The organism is Lyngbya confervoides BDU141951 (assembly GCF_000817775.3).
GTDB classification, from domain to species: domain Bacteria; phylum Cyanobacteriota; class Cyanobacteriia; order Thermosynechococcales; family Thermosynechococcaceae; genus Lyngbya; species Lyngbya confervoides.
Genome location: NZ_JTHE03000047.1, coordinates 26,438 through 47,833 on the forward strand (window position 1 = coordinate 26,438; position 21,396 = coordinate 47,833).

General features: G+C 56.3%; 20 protein-coding genes. 7 read left to right on the plus strand and 13 right to left on the minus strand.

Annotated elements, in window-relative coordinates; all coding sequences use genetic code 11:
- Positions 1–2: 2 nt before the first annotated feature.
- From QQ91_RS08725 to QQ91_RS08735, 3 genes are all read right to left on the minus strand, one after another.
- Positions 3–854: an ABC transporter ATP-binding protein gene (locus tag QQ91_RS08725; protein ID WP_166281595.1), complete on the minus strand. Its 852-nt coding sequence runs from the start codon at positions 852–854 to the stop codon at positions 3–5.
- Positions 851–1,912, minus strand: a complete 1,062-nt coding sequence (locus tag QQ91_RS08730) for a FecCD family ABC transporter permease (RefSeq protein ID WP_250833306.1) — start codon at positions 1,910–1,912, stop codon at positions 851–853. The genes QQ91_RS08725 and QQ91_RS08730 overlap by 4 nt, the downstream gene beginning before the upstream one ends.
- 85 nt (positions 1,913–1,997) lie before the next feature.
- Positions 1,998–3,017 carry a FecCD family ABC transporter permease gene (locus QQ91_RS08735; RefSeq protein ID WP_166281597.1) on the minus strand — a complete coding sequence of 340 codons (1,020 nt, stop codon included), beginning with the start codon at positions 3,015–3,017 and terminating at the stop codon, positions 1,998–2,000.
- 219 nt (positions 3,018–3,236) lie between these two features.
- On the opposite strand from QQ91_RS08735, the gene QQ91_RS08740 reads away from it, so the two are divergent.
- Positions 3,237–4,871 carry a cation:proton antiporter gene (locus QQ91_RS08740; RefSeq protein ID WP_349306862.1) on the plus strand — a complete coding sequence of 545 codons (1,635 nt, stop codon included), beginning with the start codon at positions 3,237–3,239 and terminating at the stop codon, positions 4,869–4,871.
- A gap of 28 nt (positions 4,872–4,899) precedes the next feature.
- Here QQ91_RS08740 and QQ91_RS08745 read toward each other — a convergent pair whose 3' ends face one another.
- From QQ91_RS08745 to QQ91_RS08755, 3 genes are all read right to left on the minus strand, one after another.
- Positions 4,900–5,580, minus strand: coding sequence for a potassium channel family protein (locus tag QQ91_RS08745; RefSeq protein ID WP_166281601.1), 681 nt, complete (start codon positions 5,578–5,580; stop codon positions 4,900–4,902).
- 151 nt (positions 5,581–5,731) lie between these two features.
- Complete coding sequence (locus tag QQ91_RS08750; protein WP_166281603.1) at positions 5,732–6,133, minus strand: ExbD/TolR family protein; 402 nt, start codon at positions 6,131–6,133, stop codon at positions 5,732–5,734.
- On the minus strand, positions 6,117–6,770 hold the full coding sequence (locus QQ91_RS08755) for a MotA/TolQ/ExbB proton channel family protein (RefSeq protein ID WP_166281605.1): 654 nt from the start codon (positions 6,768–6,770) through the stop codon (positions 6,117–6,119). Before QQ91_RS08755 ends, QQ91_RS08750 begins: the two co-directional genes overlap by 17 nt.
- Positions 6,771–7,012: 242 nt before the next feature.
- On the opposite strand from QQ91_RS08755, the gene QQ91_RS08760 reads away from it, so the two are divergent.
- From QQ91_RS08760 to QQ91_RS08780, 5 genes are all read left to right on the plus strand, one after another.
- Positions 7,013–8,740 carry a hypothetical protein gene (locus tag QQ91_RS08760; RefSeq protein ID WP_166281607.1) on the plus strand — a complete coding sequence of 576 codons (1,728 nt, stop codon included), beginning with the start codon at positions 7,013–7,015 and terminating at the stop codon, positions 8,738–8,740.
- Between the two features lie 75 nt (positions 8,741–8,815).
- Positions 8,816–9,826 (plus strand): FecCD family ABC transporter permease, encoded by a 1,011-nt coding sequence (locus tag QQ91_RS08765; RefSeq protein ID WP_166281609.1) that lies wholly within the window; start codon positions 8,816–8,818, stop codon positions 9,824–9,826.
- Positions 9,827–9,943: 117 nt separating this feature from the next.
- Positions 9,944–12,445, plus strand: coding sequence for a TonB-dependent hemoglobin/transferrin/lactoferrin family receptor (locus tag QQ91_RS08770; RefSeq protein WP_236096125.1), 2,502 nt, complete (start codon positions 9,944–9,946; stop codon positions 12,443–12,445).
- 15 nt (positions 12,446–12,460) lie between these two features.
- Positions 12,461–13,267: an ABC transporter ATP-binding protein gene (locus QQ91_RS08775; RefSeq protein ID WP_201277386.1), complete on the plus strand. Its 807-nt coding sequence runs from the start codon at positions 12,461–12,463 to the stop codon at positions 13,265–13,267.
- Positions 13,268–13,314: 47 nt separating this feature from the next.
- Positions 13,315–14,193 carry an ABC transporter substrate-binding protein gene (locus QQ91_RS08780; protein WP_166281613.1) on the plus strand — a complete coding sequence of 293 codons (879 nt, stop codon included), beginning with the start codon at positions 13,315–13,317 and terminating at the stop codon, positions 14,191–14,193.
- 90 nt (positions 14,194–14,283) lie between these two features.
- Here QQ91_RS08780 and QQ91_RS08785 read toward each other — a convergent pair whose 3' ends face one another.
- From QQ91_RS08785 to QQ91_RS08805, 5 genes are all read right to left on the minus strand, one after another.
- Positions 14,284–15,072, minus strand: a complete 789-nt coding sequence (locus QQ91_RS08785) for an alpha/beta fold hydrolase (protein ID WP_166281615.1) — start codon at positions 15,070–15,072, stop codon at positions 14,284–14,286.
- Positions 15,073–15,076: 4 nt separating this feature from the next.
- Entirely contained in the window at positions 15,077–15,592 is a 516-nt protein-coding gene (fldA, locus tag QQ91_RS08790) for a flavodoxin FldA (RefSeq protein ID WP_166281617.1), read from the minus strand.
- A gap of 478 nt (positions 15,593–16,070) precedes the next feature.
- Complete coding sequence (locus QQ91_RS08795) at positions 16,071–16,505, minus strand: ferritin-like domain-containing protein (protein WP_166281619.1); 435 nt, start codon at positions 16,503–16,505, stop codon at positions 16,071–16,073.
- 152 nt (positions 16,506–16,657) lie between these two features.
- Positions 16,658–17,413 (minus strand): SAM-dependent methyltransferase, encoded by a 756-nt coding sequence (locus QQ91_RS08800; protein WP_166281621.1) that lies wholly within the window; start codon positions 17,411–17,413, stop codon positions 16,658–16,660.
- A 176-nt stretch (positions 17,414–17,589) separates the two neighbouring features.
- A complete protein-coding gene (locus tag QQ91_RS08805) occupies positions 17,590–18,312 on the minus strand; it encodes a winged helix-turn-helix transcriptional regulator (protein ID WP_166281623.1) in 723 nt (240 codons plus the stop codon).
- A 108-nt stretch (positions 18,313–18,420) separates the two neighbouring features.
- Here QQ91_RS08805 and QQ91_RS08810 point away from each other — a divergent pair, with 108 nt between their 5' ends.
- Positions 18,421–19,560 carry an acyl-CoA dehydrogenase family protein gene (locus QQ91_RS08810; protein WP_166281625.1) on the plus strand — a complete coding sequence of 380 codons (1,140 nt, stop codon included), beginning with the start codon at positions 18,421–18,423 and terminating at the stop codon, positions 19,558–19,560.
- A gap of 172 nt (positions 19,561–19,732) precedes the next feature.
- On the opposite strand, the gene QQ91_RS08815 is transcribed toward QQ91_RS08810, so the two are convergent.
- Both QQ91_RS08815 and QQ91_RS08820 read right to left on the minus strand, forming a co-directional pair.
- Positions 19,733–19,960, minus strand: coding sequence for a VOC family protein (locus QQ91_RS08815; protein ID WP_166281627.1), 228 nt, complete (start codon positions 19,958–19,960; stop codon positions 19,733–19,735).
- Positions 19,961–19,977: 17 nt separating this feature from the next.
- The gene (locus QQ91_RS08820) at positions 19,978–20,721 is read right to left on the minus strand and encodes a hypothetical protein (RefSeq protein ID WP_166281629.1); all 744 of its coding nucleotides are present in this window, start codon (positions 20,719–20,721) and stop codon (positions 19,978–19,980) included.
- Positions 20,722–21,396: the final 675 nt, after the last annotated feature.

Below are 21,396 nucleotides of genomic sequence, written 5' to 3' on the forward strand. Positions count from 1 at the left end.
CGCTAAAACTCCGGTTTGCTCACCGCGGCAGGGATGGTTCCCCTCTTACTGAGGGGGAGGCACAGGGGGGTGCCCATAATCGGGTCAGGAATAATCCGACTGTCTAGGCCAAAAACGGTCTGCACGGTTTGCTCAGTGATTACCTGGTGCGGGGGGCCTTGAGCATAGATCGCCCCTGCCTTCATGGCCACTAGGTGATTGCCGTAGCGACAGGCTTGGTTCAGGTCATGCAGAACCATCACAATGGTTCGTTGCTGCTCTTGATTGAGCTGGTAGAGTAAATCTAAAATCTCGATCTGGTGGGCTAAATCTAGATAGGTGGTGGGCTCATCCAGCAGCAGGATATCCGTATTTTGTGCCAGGGTCATGGCAATCCAGGCCCGCTGCCGCTGGCCTCCAGAAAGACGATGGAGTGCGATCGCCGCAAAGTCCTGCATCTGGGTTAGCGCTAGCGCCCAATTCACCTGTTGTTCATCCTCCTGGGACCACTGCTGAAACCAGCCCTGATGCGGGTAGCGTCCCTGGGCAACTAAATCGCGCACCGTTAGTCCTTCCGGGGCGGTTGGCCCCTGGGGCAGCAGACTTAAGCGCCGTGCGATCGCCTTTGTTGAAAGCTGATTAAGGGAGTCAGATCCGAGATATACCTTGCCAGTCTTGGGTTTCAGGAGTCGCCCGAGTCCTTTGAGCAGTGTGGATTTACCACAGCCATTCGGCCCCACAAACACGGTGATTTTGCCCTGGGGAATTGCCAGATCTAAGTCTTGAATAATGATGTTGCCTTCGTAGGCCAGACTCAGTTTCCGAGCGGTAATGGCGTAGGACTGGGATTCATAGAGCTGGGGTTCAAGAGTCATGGCTGGCGATCGCGGATCAAGAGATATAAAAAGTAGGGTGCGCCCACAAGGGCGGTGATAATCCCACAGGGCAGTTCAATCGGAGCAAAGGCCAATCGGCCAATCAAATCGGATAAAACTACCAGCGCCCCGCCGGTGAGGGCCGCGACCGGAAGCAACCCTTCGTGGGAAGGTCCCACCAGTTGACGCCCGAGATGGGGAGCCATGAGACCCACAAAACCAATGCTGCCGGCGGTGGCTACCGCCGATCCAGCCAGGGCAACGCTACTCAAAAGCAGCATCGCTCGCTGTAGCTCAAGACGACTGCCGAGATTGCGGGCTACCTCATCGCCGAGCTGCAAGGCATTGAGTTCTCGGCTCATCAACCCGGCCAGCAGACCAAACCCAATCAGCCAGGGCAAAAATGCCCCTAACTGCTCCCAACTGCGCCCGTAAACGCTCCCTGCCAGCCACACCAGAGCCTGGCTGACGCTATAGATGTTCCCAAAGGTAATCATCACATCGGTGATTGCTCCGGCAATGAGGCTAAACCCTATCCCCACTAAAATTAGGCGCATCGGCGAACTGCCTTCGTTCCAGGCCAAAAAGTAGATGAGTAGGGCAATGGTCAATGCACCGCCAAAGGCGGCGAGGGGAAGCAGCGCAACGGGAACCCCAGGAAATACAACAATCAGGGTCACCGCCGCTAGGGCAGCGCCAGCATTAACACCAATAATATCGGGGGCTGCTAGAGGATTGCGGGTGATGCCCTGGGTGAGGGTCCCCGCGATCGCCAGGGCTACGCCCACGCCCCAGGCCACCAGCGTGCGAGGCAGGCGCAGGGTGTTGACGATGAACCCATCGTCTGAATTGGCCGTGGGCCAACCCACCAGGGTCTTGATTACATCCAGGGGTGACACCGGATATTCTCCTTGCCCCAGACTCCAGACCATGCCCATCAGGGTGACAAGGGCCAGTCCCAGCAGGACATTTGGCACGCGACGATCCAGCCGAAAGGAGAATCGGGGCGATCGCCAAGTCAACCAGCGAGTTTTTGGGAACTGTTTTTTACTGATCACCAAGCTGGGGATAAGTTAATAAAATTTTTTCTCAATGGTAAAGGCGAAGGTTCCCCGACCGCAAGTCCCCTGAGCCCGCGATCCGTTAGCGTTTGATTTGATGGCGGGTCAGGTAAATAAAGAAGGGTGCCCCCAGCAGGGGCATGATTAGGCCCACAGGCAGCTCTTGGGGTTGAATGAGCAGGCGGGCAGAAATATCGGCAACCAGCAGCAAAATTGCCCCCAAAATCGCAGAGTAGGGCAAAATCCAGCGGTAGTCTACTCCCACCCAGAAGCGCACCAGATGGGGCACAATCAGCCCAATAAAGCCAATTGGGCCGGCGATCGCCACCGATCCACCCGCCAGCAGCACCACGCTCAGGGCCGCCAGCCCCTTGATCGCTGCCGTATTCTGCCCTAATCCCTGGGCAAGGTCGTCCCCTAAACTCAGGGTCGTGAGCTGTTTGCCCAGCAGCAGCGCTAGCAGCATGCCCAGGCCCAAGTAGGGCAGCACCTGCTGCACCAGGGCGACGTCTCGCCCGGCCACGGACCCCGCCAGCCAGAAGCGAATTTCTTCCAGGGCGCGCTGACTGAGAATGAGCAATCCTAGGGTTAGGGAAGAGACCAAGGCAGTTAAAGCCGCGCCAGCAATGGTGAGATTCAGCGGCGTCAGCCCGCCCCGTCCGAGCGATCCCAGACCGTAAACGGCGATCGCGGCAATTCCAGCCCCCAGGAGTGCAAATCCCGCGTAAATGCTCAAGGACCCGGTGCCCAGCCAGACAATGGACCCCACCACAGCCAGGGCGGCTCCGGCATTAATCCCCAAAATACCCGGATCGGCCAGGGGATTGCGGGTGAGCCCCTGCATGATGGCCCCCGCCACGGCCACCGCGCTGCCCACGAGCAGGGCGGTGATCGAGCGGGGCAGCCGAACCGTGCGGATAATCAGCTGCGGGGTGGAGCCATCAAAGGCGGTGAGGGACTGATAAACCGTTTGGGGACTGATATCGGCCACCCCCAGGACAAGACTGGCCACCAGGCACAGCAGCAGGAGAATGCAGCCCAGAACCAGACCCAAGCCCAGGGGCAGGGGCGATCGCCGACGGTGCGCTAAACTAACGGTCACGACATCACATTGTTGATAAAAATTCTTAAATCAGCATAGCGGATTAAGTCATGACTAAACCCCCGATCATTCATCCAGTAGTGGACTGGTTGGGACCGGCTGGCTCCCAAGAAACCTTTGACCCGCATCCTGCAACGGGCGATGGGCTGTGGTAACGCACTTCTGTCGGGTGTGAGATAATCGCACCTGATGAGCGCCCTCTTAGCCCAAAGAACTGGTGTGTCCAATTTTCTTTTTCCCCAGGTTCAGCAATTCTCAGCGCTAGCACAGACCCCCGCAATGCCAGCAACAGAATTTACGGGTCTGGTCAGCACTCTCATTGTGCTGCTCCTGGTGGCCACTGGGGTTGCCCTGATTACCCGGCGGCTCCGGATTCCCTACGTCGTGGGCTTGGTGCTGGCGGGGCTAGCAATCACCAAACAGGCGCTGCCCCAATCGGTTGGCCTGAATTCCGATGTCATTCTGAACCTGTTTCTCCCGATTTTGATTTTTGAGGCGGCCATTAATACGGATATTAGCCGTTTGCGGAGCACCATCAAACCCATTGCCTTGCTCGCGGGTCCGGGCGTCCTGCTTTCGTCTGTGATTACGGCGGTGCTGTTGCAGAGCTGGTTGGACCTGGCCTGGATTACGGCGGCAGCCGTGGGAGTCATCCTTACCATTACCGACACCGTTTCGGTGATTGTGGCGTTTCGGGGGATTCCGGTGCCTGCCCGCCTCACCACCATTGTGGAGGGCGAAAGCCTGTTTAATGACGGCATCGCGCTGGTGTTGCTGAGTCTGATTACGACCATTCATCGTCAAGGGTCCTTTAGCCTGAGCGAGGGCATTGAGCAAATGGTGATCGCCTTTGTGGGGGGAGGCGCCCTGGGCGTGGGCCTGGGATACCTGTGCGTGGGGCTGTTTCGTCAATTAGACGATGCCCTGAGCAATATTTTGCTGACGGTAGCGGTCTCCTTGGGCACCTTTCAGATTGGTCAGGCCCTGGGGGTGTCCAGCGCAATTGCGGTGGTCATTGCGGGGCTGGTGATTGGGAATTTAGGCTTTCGAGGCACCTCAGCCTCGACCCGAGTCACCCTGTTAAACTTTTGGGAATATGCCGGTTTTGGGGTCAATACCTTCATCTTTCTGCTCGTGGGCATTGAGGTTGAGCCTCGCATCTTAATGCAGACCATTCCAGCCGCCCTGTTAAGTGTGGTGGCTTATCAAATTGGCCGAATTCTGACGATTTATCCGCTGCTCTTTCTGTTGCGGTTCTTCGATCGCCCCTTGCCCTTTCGCTGGCAGCATGTGTTAATTGCAGGGAATGTCAAGGGTTCTCTGTCGATGGCCCTGGCCCTCAGTCTGCCGCTTACCCTGCCCAATCGACCTGAGGTGATCCCCCTGGTGTTTAGTACCGTTCTGGTGTCCTTAGTGGGCCAGGGGGTGAGTCTGCCGTGGTTGGTCAAGCGACTCAATCTCTCCAAACCCTCAGCGACCCGGCAGCGCATGGAAGCGCTGCGGCTAACCATGATCACGGCGAAGGCTGCCCAGGAAGAACTCCAGCATTTGTTGCAGTTTGGCAGCTTGCCGAAGTCTCTCCACGAGGAACTGTTTGCCTCCTATCAAGCTCGCATTGCCGCCTCGGAACGAGAGCTCCGGGACCTGTACAACCAACGGATGGCGGACGGTCTGGATCAGGAAGGGTCGCCCTGGGAAAAACACAGTGACCTGGATAGCACCCTGCGCCGTCTTTATCTGGCTGAAAAGGGCGCCATTAACGATGCCTTACGCCAGGGATTACTGTCGGAGGAAGCGACCCAGGCCTATCTGCAGGTCTTGGATGAAAAGCTACTGTCGCTCAGGGATGACTAAGCCGGGATGGCTAAGCAAGCAGGGATGACTAGGCAGAGCACAGTCCTAAAAAGTCGAGCATTTGCCGAACGAGTTCAGGTTTGGTCACGGCCAGGATGGTGGACCCTCCTTCCAGGAGGGTGCTGCCGTTGGGGATGACTAGATCTTCGTGAGGATGTGCCTGATAGCCAATGATGAGGGTACCTACAGGAAAATGAGGATCCTTTGCAATTTCGGCCAGGCTCCGTCCAACGATATAGCACTCCTGGGGAATGGTTAGTTTGATAACCTCAATTTGCCCCTGCTCAAAGTGCATCATGGCGTCCACTTGTGGATATTCAATGGCGTTGACGACTCGGTTAATGGAGAGTTCAGTGGTGCTGATGATGTGGGTGGCTCCAGCGAGTTGATAAGGTTCCGCAAAATCGCGATCGCGCATCCTTACCACAATCTGCGGGACCTGGTAGTGCTTTGAAAGGGTCACCAACGCCAAATTGAGGGCATCTTCTCGTAGGCAGGCAATGACAATATTGGCTTTGCGAATCCCCGCCTCTAACAGCGTTGTCGTATTGACTGCACTGCCCTCAAAGGCCATGACGCCAATTTTTTCACGGGCATAGTCACAGGCTAAGGCATCTGCATCTACCACGGCAACGGTGTACCCCATGTGGAGCAGCGCCTTGGCCAGTTCCAACCCCATCATTCCAGCCCCCCCAATCAAAACGTACAAGGCCGTCTCCTTTTGCTTGTGAATTTCCAGAGTTAGAGTCTGACTCCCAGGCTAGCCAACCCCGCTTAGCCAACCCCTATGCTCAACTGTTTCAAGGTTCGCGTCAAGATCCCTCAGCCCCCTCTCGATCAACACAGGCCCCTCGGCTTTCCTAGGGTTTCTGAGTGGCGATCGCCAGCTTGGCCCCTGGTACCTGCCGCACCTGATCCATAATTGCAACAATCAAACCATGGTTAACTGCCTCATCGGCATTGATGATCACCGTGACTGGATCCCCAGACTGCGCCTCCTGCCGAACCTGGGGCTGGAGATCGGCCAAAGCAATCGGACGGCGGTTGAGCGAAAGCTGACCGCTCGGATCGATGGTGAGCGTGAGCTTGGTGGCCATCTGCTGCTTGGCCGTTTGCGCTTGGGGCAGGTTGACGGGCAGGCCCTCGCTGCGATTTAAAAAGAGCGTGGCAATAATAAAGAAGGTCAAAATCGCAAAGATGATGTCAATCATCGGCACGATATTAATCTGTCCGGGGATATCTGGTTCATCGGGTAAGCGCATAGCCATCCTCCTGACGCTCGTACTGCTGACGGTAAAGTAGCTCAAGCTGCCCCCCATATTCTTGAATGAGAGCGGTTTGACGCTGGTAAATGCCGCGAAAGGTATTGGCAAACATCAGGGTCACAATGGCCACGATGAGACCCGTTGCCGTGGACACGAGTGCTTCGCTAATCCCACCGGTCACTTGTAAGGTTTGCGTGCCACCAATATTGCCCAGGTTCAGGGAAGCAAAGGATCGAATTAACCCCGTCACCGTTCCCAATAGACCCAGCAAGGGCGACACCATGACAATGGTGTCAAAGGCCGTGGTAAACCGCTTCAAGATGGGGATCTCTGCCTGAGCTTCGGTTTCCAGAGCGAGGCGAAACTCCTCAGGATTAGGGCGGTCAAGGGAAAGCGCGGCGATGAAAATTCGCACGATGGGCAGATCAAGGTTCCGCTTCAGGCAGATCAAGGTTTCATCCAGCCCCGCCTCCTTGTAAAGTCCCAGTGCCACGCGCACCACGCGACGTTGACGACGCGTGACGCGAAACCAAAAACGTAACCGCTCGGCAATTAGCGCGATCGCCACAATGGACAGCACCAGGAGGGGAATCATCACCACCCCGCCTGCGACCAGAAGCTGAATAACCTGCATAGGGAAGGAGGTCCAGTTTGATGAGAATCTATTTCATTATGATCAGACCATAGTTTTTCACCTTTTTCAACAAGTGCTCAAGGATGTGGGAGACAAAGCCTGGATGTATTTTCTGATTATTAGCCACAAAGCCTTTATTTGTCGGCTTTTCAGGCGATCTATCAAAATCCTCTATTGAAAACTAATATTGTTTAAACTACTCTAGACTGAGATCTTGAAAGAAAGTATTTTCAATAAATTCCATGGCAGTCAGTCCGCTTGCCCATGACCAGCGCAATAGAGAACAGCGATCGCTCCGCCAGTTTTTAGGCTGGAGCGTACCGGGTTCCGTCCTGCTGCATGTCCTTGTGCTCGGGGGAATTGTGGGGGCGATGCTGCAGCGGCCGGATCTGTCCTTTCCGGAGGAGGCTGTGGAGATCACCCTGGTGGATATCCCGGTGGATGCGCCTGATCTGCCAGAAGACAGGCTGATGGAAGCAGAGCCAGAGGCTTTAGACCGGCCAGAGCTGGAAACAGCAGAGCCGGAAACGCCCGCGGAGAGCGATACCATCACCTTTGACGATCCTGCGATTCAACCGACTCCTCAACCCAATGCCCAGCCTAAGGATCCCCTCGCGCCAGCGCCAGAGGGTGTGGAAGCGCAGGCTGAACCAAGGGAGGCTGAACCAGAGGAGGCTGAGCCCGTGATAGAACCAAAGGAGGCTGAGCCCGTCACAGAGTCCACTCCGCCCCCCGATCCGCAACCCGAGGTGGCCGCAGCCCCTCCCGAGTCCCAGACCCCAGCCACGGAACCCTCTCCTGAGTCATCGAGTCCGGCGTCCGTCGCCGCAGCTGAGCCCACGGCCACCCCAACTGCAGACGCGAGTCCAGAGAACTCTCCTGAGGAGGAGGCCTCTTCCAAAACAGCGGATCAAGATTCGGCCCAGTCTCAGACTCAGTCGCTCACCGGGTCAGATCCGGCCTCGAGATCCACCTCCCCCCCCCTCAAGCCCAGATCAAATTCACCGGCTAGGGGCCGCCCCTCGTCCTCCCAAGCCGCCCTGAATAATCCCAGCCCTTCTCGGCCCAGCGCGGCCCAGTCCTCAGATCCGAAACCGGATCCACCCTCCAAGCCACAGGCCGAGAAGGGGGGAGGCCAAGGGCGATCGCGGCGGGGCGGGGTTGGATACACCAAGGATGCCGATTCCCGTGTCACGGCGGGACTCTCGGAACGGTTTTTGCCGGTCTATGACGACAGCGGCAAACTGATTGATCTAAAGCTGGAGCGATCCACAGGCGATCCGGAGCTAGATCGGGCCATTGAAGCCGACAAAAAGCAGTTTTTAAAGAAAGTGCGCAAGCAGCTTGAGTCCCTCCCCGAAAGCGATCGCGGCAAGGCGGTTCGACTCACCTTTGAGCAAAATGATCTCAATGCTCGTGAGCGCGCCCAGGCAAGGCAAAATCGGGAGCTATCGGCTCAGCGAGAGCGTGAACGGCAGGCGGCGCGGCAGGCCCAGGATCAGCAACGCCCCCCCACCACAGGCTTTGGCGTGGATGTTCCCCCTGTTGCTAACACCCAGCCCCCGGAAACGCTCCCGGCAGATGCCTATCAGCCGTCCTTGCTGCCAAGTTCCACCCCCACGCCAAGCGCGGAGAGGGAGGACGGTCACGAGTCAACCCCACCAGCGTCCACTCAACCGCCTCCAGAACCGGCGTCGGAGCCCCCGGAACAGACTGACGAACCCCCTCCAGAGCCCGTGTATGAGCCTCCTCCAGAGCCCGTGTACGAACCCCCTCCAGAGCCCGTGTATGAGCCTCCCCCAGAGCCTGTGTATGAGCCTCCCCCAGAGCCTGTGTATGAGCCTCCCCCAGAGCCTGTGTATGAGCCTCCTCCAGAGCCTGTGTACGAGCCTCCTCCAGAGCCCGTGTACGAGCCTCCTCCAGAGCCTGTGTACGAGCCCCCTCCCGGCTTAGAGCCTCCCCTGGAGTAGCGGAGAAAGCGGCCCGCTCAGATCCCGAAATCGTTAGCTTTACTGTTTTTTTTTGACTTACCGCGATTTACCGCTATGGTGTCCCAGTTGAAGCCTCCTTTTCCCGCCGGGCTGGTGCTCGATCGATGGCACTGGCTGTTGCTGCTGCTGATTGGATTAATGGGCAGCTGCCTTGTGGCGTTGATGTTTGGCAGCATCGCCATCAACCCCCTGGCATTAATGCGCGCCCTGATGCGCCAGGGCAGTGAGCTTCACCAAACAGTGATTTGGGATCTGCGGCTGCCGCGCCTAGCAACCGCTGTGGCCGTGGGGTCAGCGTTAGGGATGGCGGGGGCCCTGCTTCAGGGTATGCTCCGCAATGATCTCGCCGATCCGTTTATCCTCGGAATTTCGTCGGGGGCAGGGCTCGTGGCGATCGCCCTGATCACGCTGAACCTGTTCTTGATCTGGCTCCCGCTCGCAGCTTGGGTGGGCGCCTTGTTCACCTCCCTGGTGGTGTTTTCTCTGGGGAAAACGGCAATGGGAATTACGGTGGAGCGTTTGATTCTAGCGGGAGTGGCCGTGAGTGCATTTCTCGGTGCTATCCAAACGGTGCTGCTGCTGTTTAGCGAGGATAGTCGTCTACAAACCGCACTAAATTGGTTGATTGGGAGCCTTAATGGTCGGGGTTGGGCCGATTTAATCCCCGTTTTACCCTATATTCTGGTGTCACTGCTCTTGGGCTGCTTCCTGGGCCGTTTGATCAATCTCCTGAATCTGGGAGATGAAATGGCGGCGGGTCTGGGGGTGAATCTGGGGCGATCGCGGTTGCTCATTGCGAGTGTCGCGGCCCTCCTGGCAGCGAGTTCTGTGAGTGTGGCCGGATTGATCGGCTTCATTGGTCTGGTGGTGCCCCACGGGGTACGTTTGGTGGTGGGCCACGACTATACCTGGGTCATTCCCCTCTCTGCGGTGGCGGGGGCCTGGGTGCTCGTACTCACGGATAGTCTGGCCCGCTTGGGCTCGGTGGAGCTGCCCGTGGGCGCCATTACCGCGTTGCTGGGAGCCCCCACTTTTATCGTTCTGCTCTATCGCCGCTCAGTCTAAACCGCCACGCCAGAGTGGATCCGGGCAAGCCGACCCGGTTTTTCGATTCGAGAGAGAGGAGTTGCCTGAGTGCTGAGTTTCTAACTCCACTACTGTCAACTCATGTGTGAGGAAACCATGAATCATTTCGGTCTTGAAGGGCTAGGCCCTTGCGGCTGGACTAGCGTTGCCCTACTGCTGGTGACCCAATCAGGGGCGATCGCCCAGCCGGATTCGGCCTCCTCTGGGGCTCAACCTCGCCCTGGCGAGTCAGTCATTTTGACCCTGGATCAGATCTCTTTTCCCAAAACTGAAGCCCGCTGGCTTTTGCCGTCGACCGATGAAGATCAGGCGGGTGAGACCGTCCCCGATAGAATCGACCAGTCCCCAGCGCTCGACCATAATCCCGATGCTTTACGGGAAACCCAGGCTTTGGAGGATCGTGAAGCCGCCTTCCCTGCCCCTGAGGCGGAAGTGGAGATTACCGTCACCGGAACTCGCACGCCCCGCCCGGTGCTGCGATCGCCCGCCAATATTACCGTCTTAGATCCCGAGGACCTTCAGCAGCGCCTCACCCAGGATATCGAAGACCTGGTGCGCTACGAACCGGGGATTACCGTTAACCGAGATGTTACCTATGGTCTGACAGACTTTAATATTCGCGGCCTGGAGCGGAACCGGGTCTTGATCCAGCTCGATGGCATCCGAGTTCCCACCTTTTTTGAGTTTGGCAGCTCCCTTCTCGGGCGCAACTACCTGGATACCGAAGCCGTGGGCTCAGCGGAGATTATTCGCGGGTCCGCGTCGGCCCTCTACGGCAGCGATGCCCTCGGGGGGGTGGTCAGCTTCTTTACTCCCAATCCCTCGGATTTTTTAGATCGCACCGATCGTGACTATTTTATGCAGTTTGAGCCGGAGTACCGCAGCGCTGCCGACGCCTTTAAAGGCACCGGCACCCTGGCTGTTCAGGCCACAGAAGAACTATCTGGGCTGCTGCGTTACACCTACCGCCGCCGCCAGGAGCGGGACATCAACACCTCAGACGCCATTGCCGATCCGTTGACTGGGGAAACCCATAATTTTCTCGGGAAGCTGGTCTACGATCTGAATGAGTTTAGTGACCTGACCCTAACCGGGGAATATTTCCGCGATCGCGGTGATTTTGACACCGACCCCCGTAATCTCAATCTCGTCCTCAGTTTTCCGGGGATTGACGTGCGCAGCGATACCACGGACACCGCCACGGGCCGCAGCCGGATTAGCCTGGCCTATCGCTACGATAACCCCGAGAGCGATGGCCCCTTGCAGTTCAGCCGGGTGCAGATCTATTACCAGGGATCGGAATATCTGGAAACGCGACGGCGGCAGGATGTACTGAACTTTGGATTTCCGGTGCCGCGCGATCGCATTCTCGAGAATCAGTTTGTAGAAAATGGGGTGGGAGCTGAGGCGCAGTTCCGCACAGACTTCCGAACCGGCTCCGTTCAGCACCAGTTAACCTACGGCCTGGACCTATCCAATACCTTCAACCAGCGCCTTCGAGATGGCGAGCGCATAAATCGCCTCACGGGAGAAACCTCTAAAACCATTGGCCCAGAGACCTTCCCAGTCAAAGACTTTCCCGATTCTGAGACCCTCCGCATCGGGGCCTACCTTCAGGATGAAATAGAGTTCTGGGACGGGACCTTAACCCTGATTCCGGGGCTGCGCTTTGACTATTACCGCCTCGATGCCCAACCCGATGCGCTATTTTTGAAAGCGCCCGGAGCAACCGCCAGCGATGTCTCGGACTCCGCCTTTTCTCCAAGTCTGGGCCTTGTCTATCAGGCCACCCCCAACTTGGCCTTGGTGGGGCGCTACGCTCGTGGATTTCGCGCGCCCACCTATTTGGAAATTAACAGCGGCTTTACCAATATTTTGGGGGGATATCGCACCGCCGCCAGCCCCGATCTTAAACCAGAAACCAGCCACACCTTTGAAGTAGGGGTGCGGGGAGAATTTCCCAAAGCCCGGTTTGGCCTCACCGGTTTTTATAGCCTGTTTGATAATTTTATCTTTGGAGCCGCCGAGGGCAGCACCGCCGGAACAGAACCTGCCGGATGCTTTCCTCCCTTTCGCCCCGGCTGTATTCAGGTCTTCCAGTCTCAAAATCTAGACCGCGTTCGGATTTACGGGCTGGAAGCAAAGGGCGAGTATCGCTTCAGCGGTGGTCCCGACGGATTTAAGCTCTTTGCGGGGCTGTCCTATGTCGTGGGTGAGGATGACCAGAATGATCAGCCCCTGGAAACCATCAACCCCGTTGAGGCGATCCTCGGGCTGGGCTATAACGCCCCTGAGGATCGCTGGGGGGCAGAACTCCTCACCACCATTGTCGGCAAGGCCAGAACCGCTGATAACCCTGACGAGTTTGTGCCCGACGCCTACGCCCTCTTAGATTTGATGGGCTATGTCAAGCTCAACGATTCGTTCTCGATTAATGCCGGGATCTATAACCTGCTGGATACGCGCTATGTACGCTACGCCGATGCCCGTCGCCTGAATGATGTGGTGACGGTGGCCGATCCCAGCTTTGGCCAGCGGCGCGGCCTCATTACTCAGCCTGGCCTGAACTTTGGCCTGGGTATTACGGTTTCCCACTAGGAGCAAACAGACCTGATGATCGAGCTTTTCCATCTCCAGGGGGGCTATCCCAATAACCCCGTGATTGATCCCATCAGCTTGTCGTTGCCGACGGGGCAATGGCTATCTTTGGTGGGGGCAAACGGATCTGGCAAATCAACGCTCCTGAAGTTAATCAATCGCATCCTGACACCCCAGGGCGGCACGGTGTATCTGGATGGAAAAGCCGGTCAGCGAATGACGCGCCGGGAGATGGCCCAGCAGATGGCTTTTTTAGCCCAGCAGCCAACAGTGCCCCAGGGCATTACGGTGCAGCAGCTCGTGGCCCTGGGGCGATCGCCCCATCAGCCCTGGTGGTCTTGGGACGCCACGAAGGCTGACCAGGAAGCCATTGAATTAGCCCTGGCCCAAACTCAGCTTCTGCCCCTGCGGCATCGTCCGGTGGTCACTCTCTCTGGCGGGGAGCGGCAGAGAGCTTTTCTCGCCCTGGCCCTGGCCCAACAGCCTCGCGCGCTCCTCCTGGATGAACCCACCACCTATCTGGATATTCACCACCAGCTCAGCCTGTTAGAACTCCTCAAGGATCTTCAGCGGCAGCAGCAGATCACCCTGATTACGGTTCTCCATGATCTGAACCTGGCGGCCCGCTACAGCGATCGCTTAGCGTTCCTGAAGCAGGGACAGCTTTGGTGCGAGGGGCCAGTGGCCCAGGTCTTTACGCCAGAGCATATTCACGCCGCCTTTGATCTGGCTGTGGAGATGGTGGAAACCTCCAGGGGGCGGATCATGATCCCCCTTGCCGCCGCCACACCGGCTTGTTCCCCAGTCCCCTCCTCCCCGTGAGGAGGGCGTTGCGCTCTCTTCAATCTTTACTCAAAGCCACCCCGATCATGTTTAAATCCACCCTTCTTAAACCCATCTTTGCCGTTTCCCTGCTGATCCTGGGGGGATTCGCGGCAGCTTGTGACCGCTGCCAACCGCCCCCGGACCCTGGGGCGAATTCATCGGTTCAGTGCATCGTTGCCCTCACCTCTCTGTCCGCAGATCTAGTGCACCGACTGGATGCCAGTAAGCTGGTGGGAATTCCCGGCAGTCGTCTGCTAGAAAATCAGCCCGGATTTCAGTCCTTACCGCAGGTGAGTCAGGGGAGATCCCAACCTAATTTAGAAACCATCGTTGCCCTCCAGCCAGATTTGGTGATTGGCGCCTCCGGGTTTCACGACGCAGTACTCAAGAGGCTTGCGGAACTGGGGATTCAAACCTGGGCCAGTGAGGTCAATACCTGGGACGCGCTCGAAACCCTCACCGAGGATCTGGCTATCGCCCTAGAAGCCGATGCCGCAACGGTGCTTGATCGATTTCAACGCTGTCGGGGCAGTGGCGGTGGGGCCACGCCAAGGGTACTGATGCTGGTGAGCCATCAACCCATCCTGGTGCCCAATGAAAAAAGCTGGGCTGGCGAAATGCTAAATCGCTTTCAGCTTCAGAATGCCGCCGCAACCCTCCAGAGCGATGGCCCCATGGCCGGATTTGTGACGCTCTCTGCGGAAAACGTGCTGGAAGTTGACCCGGACCTGTTGCTCGTGGTCAATGCCGAACCCACCACTTTGCAGAACCTGGAGCAGCAACCCTTTTGGCAAAAGCTCTCTGCGGTTCAAAGGCAGCAAATTCATCAGGCGGACTACTATGGCCTGGTGAACCCAGGCAGCGTCGCAGCCATCGAAAAAGCCTGTGAACAGCTCGCAAAGCTCTCAGCCCAGGACTCCTGATGCCTTGCCCCCTCTTGGCGCCCTTCCGTACACCCATGCGGCCCCTCCCGCGGATTCAGGGGATCGAATCTCGCGGACAAGCCTGGGGGGTTACTGGATTTCCCTGCGGGCGATCGCCAGGGGTACCTCCGGTTCCTCAGCGCATGGCCCGGTGGCGTTCTCCACCTGACGCAGAAAATGATGAATCACCCGCCCTGTCATTGCCGGAAAGTCATAGTGGAAAAAGTGACGTCCCTGGGGACAGAGCCAGATCCCATCCGTGGGCTTAAGCCAGTCATACCAGTCATAGATTGTGTTGGGATCGACAATGCCATCAAGTTGACCGCCGATGAGCAGCAGCGGCATCTCCACGCCTCCCGGCGTCAGGGCAATGGTGCGCAACAGAGAGTGGGGACAGGGCGACTGGCTTAAATCCTGGGCTAGACCCTCGATCAGAGCATTTAGCGAACCGGAACAGATCTGCGGAAAAAGATGATAGACCATATATTGCAGCGTTTTTCGCTGAGAACATCGGAAGAGATTCCGCTGCACATAGTAGTGAGAATGCCAGGTGGCCGCTGGCTGGGCTGCCACGGCAAGCAGCGTGAGCGATCGCACCAGATCCGGGTACCGTCGGGCCAGCAATAATCCAATTACGCCGCTGATGCCATGGCCAATAAGATGCACGGGCTCCTCCACCGCAAGCGGGTGCTGGGTCTTCGGAACCAAATAGTCATGGAGTCGCTGTACCGCCTGTGTCAAGGAGCCCGATTCATCTGGAGACTGCTGATACGTCCAGAGATATAGGGCCTGCTGCTGCACCAAATGCCGAATGAGCGGCGCATCTAGCCAACGCAGACTGGGACTGGCCGAGAGCCAGAGTAACTTGCCTTGACTCATTGCCCTAGTGAATCCCAAAAACTAGCTTCAGCTGGGAAACCCAGGCTTTAATTCGAGACTCAGTTAATTCAGGCTGGTTCTCCTCATCTAGGGCCAAGCCCACAAATTTGCCGTTTTTGACTGCCTTGGACGCATTGAAATCATAGCCATCGGTGGGCCATTGCCCCACTGTCTGACCGCCTAGGGCAGAAATCCTTTCCTCCAGAATGCCCAGGGCATCTTGAAAATTGTCCGCATAGCCCACTTGATCGCCAGAACCGAAATAAGCCACTTTCTTTCCAGCGAAATTCACAGCCTCCAGTTCATCGTACAGTCCTTCCCAGTCGCTCTGCATCTCGCCAATATTCCAGGTGGGGCAGCCGATCATTAAGCAGTCGTACGGTTTAAAGTCCGCGGGCTCTGCCTCGGCCACATCAATCAAGGTCACCACACTTTCACCGCCAAACTCTTGCTGAATCTGCTCAGCCGCCGCTGCAGTGTTGCCCGTTTGGGTTCCAAAAAACAAACCGATTACAGTCATACATTCTCCCGTTACGCAATGATGAAAGGAAATTAAGAGGATTGAAGCCTCCATCCAGGTTGAAAAGGGATCCTTCTAGACATCAATCAGGACGTGGCATTGCCCTCCTATTTGATGAGATAAATTATCGTTAAATTATCCTTGAGGAAATCCCCAAAAGCAGAGAACTGGATCGCCCCTTGTGAGAGGAAGAGGCGATCCGGCGCCTTTATGGAGAGAAGGAATGGGTCGATTTGGACTCAGATGAAGGTCCACTCAACCCTGCGATGGACGAGATCCGCCTATCGCCTTAGTGCAAAGCATAGCACAGTTATTGAAATTAATTCTCATTTATTTTGGCGATCGCCTGGGCGAGGAGGATGATCCTGCCCCCATCATTGGGCCTTGCGGCAGGTGGGCCTGTCTCGATCAGTGCAGCATCAAAAAAAGCGGGGCAAACGCGTTGCCTCGCTTTTGGGGATCGGATGTGGGAGTGGGGCTAGATAAAGTCGCGCAGCATCTTTTTGATTTCTAGATTGTGTAGCTCCTCTTGACCAATCTTGGTACGAGCAAATTCCTCAAGATAGACGCTGGCATTTTCCACGAGGTGCAATAGATCCTTGTAGAGACCCAGCGCTCTTTGCTCGTGCGCCAGGCTTTCATGGAGTAGATCTTGGACGGCGTGGCGATGGGTTTCTTCAATTAGGGAGATACGCTGGCTGGGATGACCTTCCAATCCAGTAATGATCTCGCCGGCTTCCTGGGCATGGGTTAGGGATTCAGCCGCCTGAGCTTTGAAAAACTCGACGATGGGAATTCGATTGGGACCGGTCACCATGAGTGAATAATGGGTATACCGCACCACACCCGCTAACTCAAACTCCATGATTTTGTTCAGGAGGTCAATGGTGGACGTCGTATCAAGATCTTTCATAGAGCGGAACAGCGGCTTCGTCGTTGATGGGGATAGGGTGGGAGCTAACGGATTAGCTTCGCCCCAATCCTACAGTTTGGTGCTGAGATTAACAACTGTGTCGTGTTTCTGAGAAGAGCGTTGGCTACCAAGATACGGCCTGGGTTTGTTGTCTAGCCTGTTGCTTGCAATACATAGAACGTATAGCCGTAGAAGTCGCTGAATGCTTTAAACATCTGCATCTCTGCTTCAGTTTCCTGAATGACGGCGGCCATCATGGGAGTACTTTCAATCTGCTGCATCCGATTGCCCAGAGGCACATAGTAATTGGCCCACCAAGCCTGACTTGGCAGGCGATGGGTCTGAAGGACGCTGAAGCCAGATCGATGCGCCCGATTAATATTCTCCGCTTCTGTTCCCATGGTGGGATAGGCCGTTTGCCAGTAGGCGATCGCTGGGGCGGGCGCATCCGATGTAAACCAGCTCATCTCGGAAATGACGGCAATGCCATGACTGGCCAGAAGTGGATGCCAAAGTTGAAGGGCCTGCTCAAAGCCAAGATTATAGGCCGCTCCTTCAGACCAAAGTAGATCAATAGAACCGGCTGGCCAATGGAGTTGAGCCATGTCGCCCTGAATTGGAGTGATGAGAGCATCAAGCCCCATCTGTTTCGCGCGAGTCTTCAGTTCGTCGATAAAAATAGGGGAGGCATCCACCGCGAGGACTGTGCTGTTGTAGTGTTGTGCCAGCAGCAATGCGCTCGAACCACTTCCACAGCCAAGATCGGCAATGCGGGGTTGGAGGGGCAAGGGAGGGAGGGTGCTCAAAATATAGTGCGAGAGGTGGGAGTCACCGGGGCCTTGCCGGTCAAGTCCCCGGTGTAGGTGAGTGAGGGCAGCAATGTACTCAGCTTGAGTGTCTGTACTCATCTGTCCATCCTAGATTCATCTTGTCTATCTTAATGGTTAGCAATCCACAGCGCTGGCGCATCTTCAGGGTGAAAGAAACAAGACTCAGAATCATGAGTATTTATGCTTGGTCAGATTCTTGTTTCTTGAGAGAGTCTCGCCTATGATCTCCAAGGGCGAGAGGCGAAGGCATGGGCTTAGGTCATCTTACCCGCCACCGCGGGTGCCAGCCCGGAAAGATAACGGCGTTCGCCTTGAAGATATAGCCAAACCGGCAGCTGTCGCACATAGTCCTGAGGTCCCTCGAAGGTAATGCTTCCCGCTTCCAGCGCTTGGTCTAGGGGATCGTATCCCATAACAACGTGGGTAAAGGCGCTGAGGTCAGCATGAATCACCACATCGACTTCAAAACCCGGATCGCTCAGGCAGACATCCACCTGTTCCTGGTCAATCACCATCCAGTAGCTCCGGTCTTTGAGCTTCCCCCTGACTAATCCGCGTAGGTCAAACTGTAGAACAAGTTTATGGGGCGGGATAGCCTGGAGATTCACGCTGCGCCGCATGGACCACATCAGGAGCTGATCGTCTAATTGATCGGGGAAAATGCGATCGCAGGTCCACTGTGCTGCCCAGGTGCCCAGAGACTCAATCACAGGCCGAAGCGCCTCCCCGGCCGGGGTCAAGAGATAGATCCAGCCCTGGCCTGCGGGGTTTGCCTGGCGAGCAATCATCCCGGCGGCTTCCAATTCCTTGAGACGCTTGATGAGCAAGGCCCGCGACATGAGCGGCACCCCACGGCTAATTTCATTGAAGTGGCAGCTACCGGACATGAGTTCGCGCAACACGAGAGGAGTCCACCGTTCACACACGATTTCCGATGCTCTGGCGATGGGGCAATATTGCCCATATCCTTTGCCCATGATGAACTCACAATCCGCAACAGCAGGTTCAGATTTTGATCTTGTACCACACCCATGCAGGCACCAGAATAGACCCATCACAAGATTTCATGATTCAAGGAGCCCCTCATGCTGGAAGTTCACTATGCCCCCACCCAACGGCAGCAAGATCGTGATTGGACCCCCCTGGCCCACACCCTGGGGCAGCAGTGTGCTGCCGTTGAACGGGCCGCCGATGCCTCAGATGATTTTGTGGCCCCCAATTTTGCCAGTCTGCGGCAAGCTGGACTGGCCGCCCTGGGCATTCCGACCGAACTGGGCGGGGGCGGCGCAAGCTATGCCAGGGTCTGCGAGGTCCTCAGGATCTTAGGGCGGTATTGCAGCTCCACGGCGTTGGCCTTTTCCATGCACACCCATCAAGTCATGATTCCCACCTGGAAATGGCAACATGAGCAGGCCCCCGTGGAGGGGTTACTCAAACGCATCGTTCAGGATCGCCTTATTCTTCTGAGCACTGGCGGCAGTGATTGGTTAAACGGATCGGGCACAGCCACCCGCACGGAGGGAGGGTTTCTGATCAACGGCCGAAAGAGATTTGTCAGTGGTGCGCCAGGGGGGGATTTGCTCATGACCAGCGCCGTGTATGAGGACCCGGATCAGGGGTCAACGGTGCTGCACTTTGCCCTACCGGTGCAAACAGCCGGGGTAAGCATTGAGCCCACCTGGCAGGCTATGGGAATGCGGGGGACCGGATCTCACGATATTCTGTTGTCCAATGTGTTTATTGCTGACCCAGGGATTGCCCTGCGGCGACCTGCGGGTCAGTGGCACCCTGCCTTCCATCTGATCACGATGATTGCCATTCCAATCATCTATTCGGTGTATGTCGGGATTGCCGAAGCTGCCAGGGATCTGGCTGTTCAACAGGCCAGTAAAGGCTGTAACCGCGAGTCTGTTTACTATCAGGTGGGGGGATTGGAGAATGAATTGACCGCCGCCAAAATTATCTTGCAGCACATGATTGCCACATCGGTATCGGGTCAGCCCGGCTTTGACGTCACCAATGAGATCATGACGGGGCGAACTCTGGTGGCTAGATCTATCTTGAATGTGGTGGATCGGGCTATGGAAGTCGTGGGCGGGCGATCCTTCCACCGACCCTTTGGACTGGAAAAGCTATTCCGGGATGCCCAAGGGGTTCGATTTCATCCGCTTCGGGAAGAAGCTCAGCGCAAGCTGGCGGGACAGTTGGCGATGGGCTGTCATTGAAGGCGTTGCGATCGCAAGGCACTCCAATGAACCATAATCATGCCTCAGGCACCAGGGAGAGAAAGTCCTAAGCTTTCCCCATCCTTAATGTTGTCCCTTCAGGCTGATCCCAATATTTTGATGCATCTTGTTCACAGGCTGGGTGTGGCTGGGGGATTTGGCGAATCCTAGTTCAGTGCGTTGCAGTAGGATCTTGGGTAAAGTGGATGCCCTTGGTTTTAAGCTGGGCAACGGTCTCATCGAGATCGGCGCAGTCGAAAAATAGCTGGGCACGGGAGGGGGCTGGCGACTCCCCCGTCACCTCCACTGAGAGGGTCGCTTCACCGTCAGGGCAAGAATTTTCCTGGAGTAGGGGAAGGGCGGCGATCGCAGCGTCTATTGGTCCGCGGAGTGAAACCATTGCGGCTTAGGGGGCCATTAACCCGGGCAATGCCGCATACTAGGCGTTTCAATCACGTATCCAGGTTCAAGATACAGGGAATAGTATCGCCCATCATCCCGCAGTGCTTTCCAGGCAGAAATCCCTGCAAGGTCTAGGTAAAATTCCACCACCTGGTCCAGCGCCATCAATTTATGAAGCTCAACGGGGTGATTCTGGCTCAATAATTCACTGAGCAAGGTATTTAAACCCACGGTTTGCTCCATGAAATTTCCTGCTGAGGAAGCTAGCACTCTGTCCTGTGGGAGATGGGGAGATGTTAACAAGTCACCCAGAATGCGACCTGGCGCTTCAAATTGAAAAATTTTAGCGGCTTCCCACCTAGATAATGGAGCGATGGAATCAAAGTCTGGACAGGCAATGAGATTGCAAAGCGTCTGCGTATAGATTTCCTGCTCCAGGAAGAGGACGCCTTGCTCCAGAAGGTATGGCGGAGGACCGTACTCTTGGTGATCATCCTCCATTGCCTGAAAGGCCGGCATAATGAAGGCCAGTGATCCCGCTCGTCTAAGGGCGACCCAACCCTGCGACTGGCATCCGGGATAGCCACAGGCTTCACAAACTATGAACTGAAGAGTCGCTTCTCCCCAGTTTACACACTCAACGGCATTGATGAGTTGAGTACGGCCGTCATATAACTGATTGACCGTCATCGGAGATTGCCCAGAGGCGGAGAAATTAAGTACCCCCCTTTGGGTGGTGGGTGAGGTCAGTTGCCACATTTAGACCTTGCGAACGCAGAAAGTAGAGGTGTCTGATGGTCGAAACGACGCCTGGGATGACGCGGCTCCAGTGAGCCCCTTGGGCGACCGGATTTCCTTCTGCCGATAATAGCACCCGACGCAGGCAGCAATCGATCGCCGCCATACACTGGATGCTGTGGCATAAACTGGATGCTGGGGGCGATCGCTCCTCTCAAGGAATAGGAACTCCCAAAGTATCGCGAGAACCCCCCCATCCTAGAGAAAAACGCAATAATAAGTTAAAAAGCCTCTGCAACTCAGCCATAACGGGATCGCAGTGGCAACACTGAAAAGTAATGCTGGAATGATAAAGGTGACGCTGGGGGCGGGGTCTAGCGTTAAGAAACTGCATCCGCTTGTGTACGCCCAGCATGGGCGTGAACTCATGGGGGGCAAGTCCTCTGTAGGAGAATCACCATCCAAATGCTCGAAAGTCTTGGAGCCGAGAGATGGATCACGACTAGCATAAGGCAAGGGCGTTTCCGCGAGGAAAGGTTTAGAGGAAGCCAGAGGCAACCCTGTGAGCTGACGAACAGAAAAGGTCAAAGAATACGTCAAGCAAAGATATCGCGGGGTGGTGGATTTGGACTTGGAAAAGTTCTTCGACACCGTGAACCACGATGTTCTGATGTCTAGAGTCGCCCGCAAGGTGCG